Consider the following 5,893-nt stretch of genomic DNA (forward strand, 5'->3'; position numbering starts at 1 on the left):
TAATAATTGTATGACTGTCCTTTTATAAAGGATGCATAATCATTGTTGTTTTAATAGTTATACTCATAACCTTTTTGTATAATGCTTCTTATTTACGATGTTAAGTTCAATGCTGACAGAAATATTACGTGGCTCGATGATTTCGGCAAGTTTGATTATAGCTATTGGTGCACAAAATTTGTTTGTACTTAAACAGGGGTTATTAAAAAATCATATCTTTTTTGTCGCTGGTATTTGTTTTATCTGTGATTTTACTTTGATGGCTATCGGTATTTGGGGAGTCGGAGCATTTATTAGTCGTAATCCTATCATAACCGACGTGCTTGCCATTTTAGGCGCTTTATTTTTGATTTGGTATGGATTTAATGCCTGCAAGAGTGCAATACAAGGTAACAGCACTATGCAAATTGATTCTACTCAGCAACAAAAGAATGCGTTAACTAAGGTTATATTGTCTACTTTGGCTGTTACTTTACTTAATCCCCATGTTTATTTAGATACAATTGTAATTGTTGGTGGTATAGCTGGCACTTTATCAACTGAGCAAAAATGGGCATTTTTAATTGGTGCTGTTTGTGTTTCTTTTATTTGGTTTTTTGGTATTGGTTACGGTGCTAGGTTACTTATACCATTATTTAAACAAAAAAGAATGTGGGTTATATTGGACTCAATTGTAGGCGTCGTTATGTTCTATATTGCTTACCGACTTATTTTTTATGTTATTTATGGCAGTTGAATGTTGTTAATTTCCTCACAATATTCAACTTGAAAATCAATTAGCATTAGCCGGAGTACAACTTTCTTCATAGCCATTTTGGCAAGCTAGATAATAATAATGTTTGGCTCGTTCTGGATCTTTATCAACTCCCAGGCCTTGTTCATAGATAATTGCTAACATGTATTGGGAGCCTGCTTCGTTTTGAGCGGCTGCAAACTCAAATGACTTTCTGGCTTTGGTGTAGTCTTGCTTAAAATAAGTACCTTCATAGAAAAATAAGCCTAAATTGTATTGTGCTAATGGTGACCCTTGTTTGGCAGCTTCGATATCTAATTTTACACCTTTAGTCAAATCTTTGGTTAGTCCAGCATAACCATTGTAGTACATTATAGCTAAATTATGCTTTGCATGAGGATCACCACTTTGTGCAGATATTTCATAATATTGTCTTGCTTTAAATTCATCTTTTTCAACACCAGTACCATTTGCATAAAGAACGCCTAAATTAAAGTTTGCTTCCATATTTCCTTGTTGTGCGGCTTTTTCATACCATTCTCTAGCTTTGACAAAGTCTTGATAAAATCCATTATCATCTATATTTTTTTCAATTCCTTTAAATGTCTTTTGGGGGTCGGCTTCTTCATATAGAACACCAAAGTAAAATTGACCAATCGAATTACCACTTAATGCTGATTTTTCAATTAGTTCTTTACCTTTTTGTCTATTTTTATCAGTTCCCTTACCAAAAAAGTACATTGAACCCAAGACTGCTTGTGCACTCATATGATGTTGCTCAGTTGCTTTTTCTAACCATTCCATTGCTTTGGTTGAATCTTGTTTAACCCCTTCACCGTTTAGATACATGCGACCTAAATAGAATTGAGCTTCAGCATCATTTTGCTGCGTGGCTTTTTTATATTGCTCATCAAAGAAAGCCTCAATATTTTCAATCGCCAAGCTGGTATTTGTTGCAAATAAAAATAAGCTAATCATTACTATTAATCTGGTCAAAATTTTACCTTAATTGTCTATAAAATTTAAAATCGATTGTTATTTAGTAAATTACTATATATGGATAATTAATTTGTTCATTGATATTAAAATTTTTATTATCACCAACCTATAACTAGAATATGCTTAGTTGATCTAATAATAACGTGATGTTTATCACAATTATATTATTTTTTGTTTATGACAAGATTAAGTTTTTTATATTATGCTAATTTATAAATTTGGATTGTTACTGTTTAGTTTACATAACTATTCAGGCAAAACCTAAACATCTTACTCAATAAGGTGTTTAGGTTTTTTTGCTTTAAGAAAGCCAAATATATTAATAACTATGGAATATCAGTGTTAGCGAGTATGCAAAATTAATTGGATACTGAGTAAATAGGCAAGGAGTTCTTATGACAAATAAACTAGTGAAATTAGCATTATTGGTTAGTGCGGCTTTGGCTGTTGGTCAAGTTGTTGCTATTGAGCAGGTTGAGATTAAAAGTTATCAATTAAAAAAAATTGTAATTGATAATCTAGAATTTAAAGACTTTGATAAAGATGGCAAATTGTCTCCTTTTGAAGATTGGCGTTTGTCGCCTGAAGTTCGTGCTAAAGATCTGCTTACCAAATTGTCGTTAGAAGAAAAAGCAGGGCTGATGATGCATGGTAATGCCAGAAGTTTAGGCGATGAGCTTGGGCATGGAGATAAGTATAATTTAGAAGAAATTAAACAGTTAGTGTTTGATGATAAGGTAAATAGTCTAATTACTCGTTTAGAAGTGAATCCAAAAGATTTTGCTGAGCAAAATAATCAATTACAACAAATTGCAGAGTCCTCTCGTCTGTCTATTCCTCTTACCATTAGTGTTGATCCCCGAAACACTTTCTATTATGGCAATAAAGTAACGAGTAACGCTGGATTTAGCCAATGGCCAGGGACATTAGGTATGGCGGCGATTGGTAATGAGTCAATTATAAATGAGTATGGAAACATTATTCGACAAGAGTATCGTTCACTAGGGGTAACTCAGGCTTTATCTCCTATGGCAGATTTGGGAACTGAGCCACGTTGGTCTCGTTTTGAAGGTACATTTGGTGAAGATCCAATGCTAAGTAAAAGTATGGTACGTGGTTACATTTCAGGTATGCAAAATGGCAAACTTGGCTTAAATTCACAAAGTGTGGCCGCCGTCGTTAAGCATTGGGTTGGTTATGGTGCTGCAGAGGAGGGGTTAGATAGTCATAACTCTTATGGTAAATATGCACTCTATACTCATAAAAACAGTTTAGAACAACATATCATACCATTCACTGGCGCATTTGAGGTAAATGTGGCTGCAATTATGCCGACTTATTCTATTTTAAAAAATGCCCAATTAAATGATCATAAAATTGAACCTGTCGGCGGAGGTTTTAATCGCTATTTATTGAAAGATCTATTACGAGATACTTATCAATTTAAAGGGGTAATTATTAGTGATTGGAATATTACAAAAGATTGTAATGAAGTTTGTATCAACGGTAACCCGCCTGATATAACGCCTAAAGCGGAAGGAATGCCATGGGGAGTAGAAGATCTCACTGTTGAGCAACGTTTTATCAAAGCTATTCAAGCCGGTGTTCAACAATTTGGAGGAGTGAGTGATAGCTCTGTTATTGTATCAGCTGTAAAAAACAATAAACTAGATGAAAAAACTATTGATAGTGCAGTTTTAGCAATCTTGACACAAAAATTTGCTTTAGGACAATTTGAAAATCCTTATGTGGATCCTACTGAAGCAAGCCGTTTCGTTGGCAATCAAGATTTCCAAAAAGTTGCTGATAAAGCGCAATTTGATTCATTGGTTTTATTAGAAAATAAAGATAAGATTCTACCATTAAAATCCAGTAATAAAGCCTATTTATATGGTTTTACCGAGGATGTTAAAAAGACCTTAAAAGGTAAAATTATAATTGTTGATAAATTAGATCAAGCTGATGTGGTTGTTGCTAGAATTAATGCGCCTTATGAACAAAAACATAAAAATTACTTCTTTGGTGCAAGATATCATGAAGGTTCACTAGAATATACTGCTGAGGATAAAGATATAAAATTTATTAATGAAGCAAGTAAAAAACATCCCGTTGTTGTCACTGTTTATTTAGATAGACCTGCAGTTTTGACTCCAGTAAAACAAATAGCAAATGCAGTGATTGCAAATTTTGGTGTAAATGATGATGTGTTATTTAAACGTTTATTAGATAGTAAACCATTCAGCGCTAAATTACCATTTGCATTACCAGACTCAATGGATAGCGTTATAAAACAATCTTCTGATTTAGCAAACGACATGCAGGCATTATATCCATTAGGTTATGGTTTAACGCTTTAATTCGTCTATTTTGTGCTATTGAATTGAACTAAGTTAAGGCAATAGCACAATTATTATTTTCAGCGGAGTTTTTAACTATAAATAAGCAATAAATTGAAAAATATGATAATTTTTTCAACATTAACTACATCCACAATCAACACTGCTAGTTTTTTGTTTTTTTGCTTGATTATTTTTCTTGATAATTGCTTGAACTTTTTTGGAAACTACTGATAAATGGTCTTTAGAATCTAAATAATTTTGTTCTGCGGCTTTTGCAAACCATTGTTTAGCTTTAAAATAATTCTGTTTAACACCGGTGCCTTTATAATACATAGTTGCTAAAGTATATTGTGCTACAGGATCTCCTTTTTGCGCTGCTTTAGTATCCCATTCAATACCCTTTAGATAACTTTGCTTAGTACCTTGTCCGTTATAATACAACATAGCTAAATTATGCTGAGCGCCAATATGTCCTTGTTTAGCTGCTTTTTCAAACCATTCTTTTGCCTTGCTATAATCCGGTTCAGTTTTTTGTTTGGGCTCATTAATTGCCCCTTGTTCAATACCTTTAAATATCCGTTTTTTAACTGTATAACCATTAAAGTACATTATTCCAACATGATATTGAGCCTCAGGATCATTTTGTTCTGTAGCTTTTTGATATTCAGTTTCGAAATTGAATTCTGGTTGCTGATCAGCAAAAGCCGAGCTATAAGTCAACAAACCTAATGATAAGATTAGAATTAATTTTTTCATTATATAACCCAGCAATTCCATTACAGCAAAAAACTGTAGCGAATTTAGTCGTTTTGGATAAATCTATTATCGCTATGTGATTTAGTTATTTTATAAGTAAGTTTACAAGATTATCAATATATTTCTTCTATAGGTAAGGTATAGGCGGAATGATCAAGATTATTCGGCACATCGTGTGCCTCACCCTTTCAGGGCCAACACTTTGTGTTGTTCAAATTCGTTCCGGACGAATTTGCCGAACGCTAGCGTTTTCATCGCTAAGTAATTTATCTGTAATGGAATAAAGGAAACATAAAAAAAGTGGTGGGTCGTGAGCTAGATTATTCGGCACATCGTGTGCCTCACCCTTTCAGGGCCAACACTTTGTGTTGTTCAAATTCGTTCCGGACGAATTTGCCGAACGCTAGCGTTTTCATCGCTAAGTAATTTATCTGTAATGGAATAAAGGAAACATAAAAAAAGTGGTGGGTCGTGAGCTAGATTATTCGGCACATCGTGTGCCTCACCCTTTCAGAGCCAACACTTTGTGTTGTTCAAATTCGTTCCAGACGAATTTGTCGAACGCTAGCGTTCTCATCGCTAAGTAATTTATCTCTGTAATAGAATAGGTGAAAGAGAAAAAAAGTGGTGGGTCGTGAGCTAGATTATTCGGCACATCGTGTGCCTCACCCTTTCAGGGCCAACACTTTGTGTTGTTCAAATTCGTTCCAGACGAATTTGTCGAACGCTAGCGTTATCATCGCTTAGTAATTTATTTGTAATGGAATTGGTGAAAGAGAAAAAAGTGGTGGGTCGTGAGCTAGATTATTCGGCACATCGTGTGCCTCACCCTTTCAGGGCCAACACTTTGTGTTGTTCAAATTCGTTCCGGACGAATTTGCCGAACGCTAGCGTTTTCATCGCTAAGTAATTTATCTGTAATGGAATAAAGGAAACATAAAAAAAGTGGTGGGTCGTGAGCTAGATTATTCGGCACATCGTGTGCCTCACCCTTTCAGGGCCAACACTTTGTGTTGTTCAAATTCGTTCCGGACGAATTTGCCGAACGCTAGCGTTTTCATCGCTA

At 34.5% G+C, this 5,893-nt stretch carries 4 protein-coding genes; 2 read left to right on the forward strand and 2 right to left on the reverse strand.

All coding sequences use genetic code 11. The features are described 5' to 3' along the window. Nucleotides 1–109: 109 nt before the first annotated feature. Nucleotides 110–736, forward strand: coding sequence for a LysE/ArgO family amino acid transporter (locus B6D18_RS11915; protein WP_173795321.1), 627 nt, complete (start codon nt 110–112; stop codon nt 734–736). A 36-nt stretch (nt 737–772) separates the two neighbouring features. Here B6D18_RS11915 and B6D18_RS11920 read toward each other — a convergent pair whose 3' ends face one another. Further along, nucleotides 773–1,729 carry a tetratricopeptide repeat protein gene (locus tag B6D18_RS11920; protein ID WP_144063996.1) on the reverse strand — a complete coding sequence of 319 codons (957 nt, stop codon included), beginning with the start codon at nt 1,727–1,729 and terminating at the stop codon, nt 773–775. A gap of 398 nt (nt 1,730–2,127) precedes the next feature. Between B6D18_RS11920 and B6D18_RS11925 the strand changes: the two genes are divergently transcribed. Continuing rightward, nucleotides 2,128–4,089: a glycoside hydrolase family 3 protein gene (locus B6D18_RS11925; RefSeq protein ID WP_086364641.1), complete on the forward strand. Its 1,962-nt coding sequence runs from the start codon at nt 2,128–2,130 to the stop codon at nt 4,087–4,089. Nucleotides 4,090–4,209: 120 nt separating this feature from the next. Here the strand turns inward: B6D18_RS11925 and B6D18_RS11930 are convergent, their stop codons facing one another. Beyond that, nucleotides 4,210–4,827, reverse strand: a complete 618-nt coding sequence (locus tag B6D18_RS11930; protein WP_158092588.1) for a tetratricopeptide repeat protein — start codon at nt 4,825–4,827, stop codon at nt 4,210–4,212. Nucleotides 4,828–5,893: the final 1,066 nt, after the last annotated feature.

It is taken from the genome of Gilliamella sp. A7 (assembly GCF_002142015.1).
GTDB lineage: Bacteria > Pseudomonadota > Gammaproteobacteria > Enterobacterales > Orbaceae > Gilliamella > Gilliamella apis_A.

Bases quoted from the DNA above. Each gene is read 5' to 3' on its own strand.
- B6D18_RS11915 (WP_173795321.1), top strand. From the start codon at position 110: ATGCTGACAGAAATATTACGTGGCTCGATGATTTCGGCAAGTTTGATT.
- B6D18_RS11925 (WP_086364641.1), top strand. From the start codon at position 2,128: ATGACAAATAAACTAGTGAAATTAGCATTATTGGTTAGTGCGGCTTTG.
- B6D18_RS11930 (WP_158092588.1), bottom strand. From the start codon at position 4,827: ATGAAAAAATTAATTCTAATCTTATCATTAGGTTTGTTGACTTATAGC.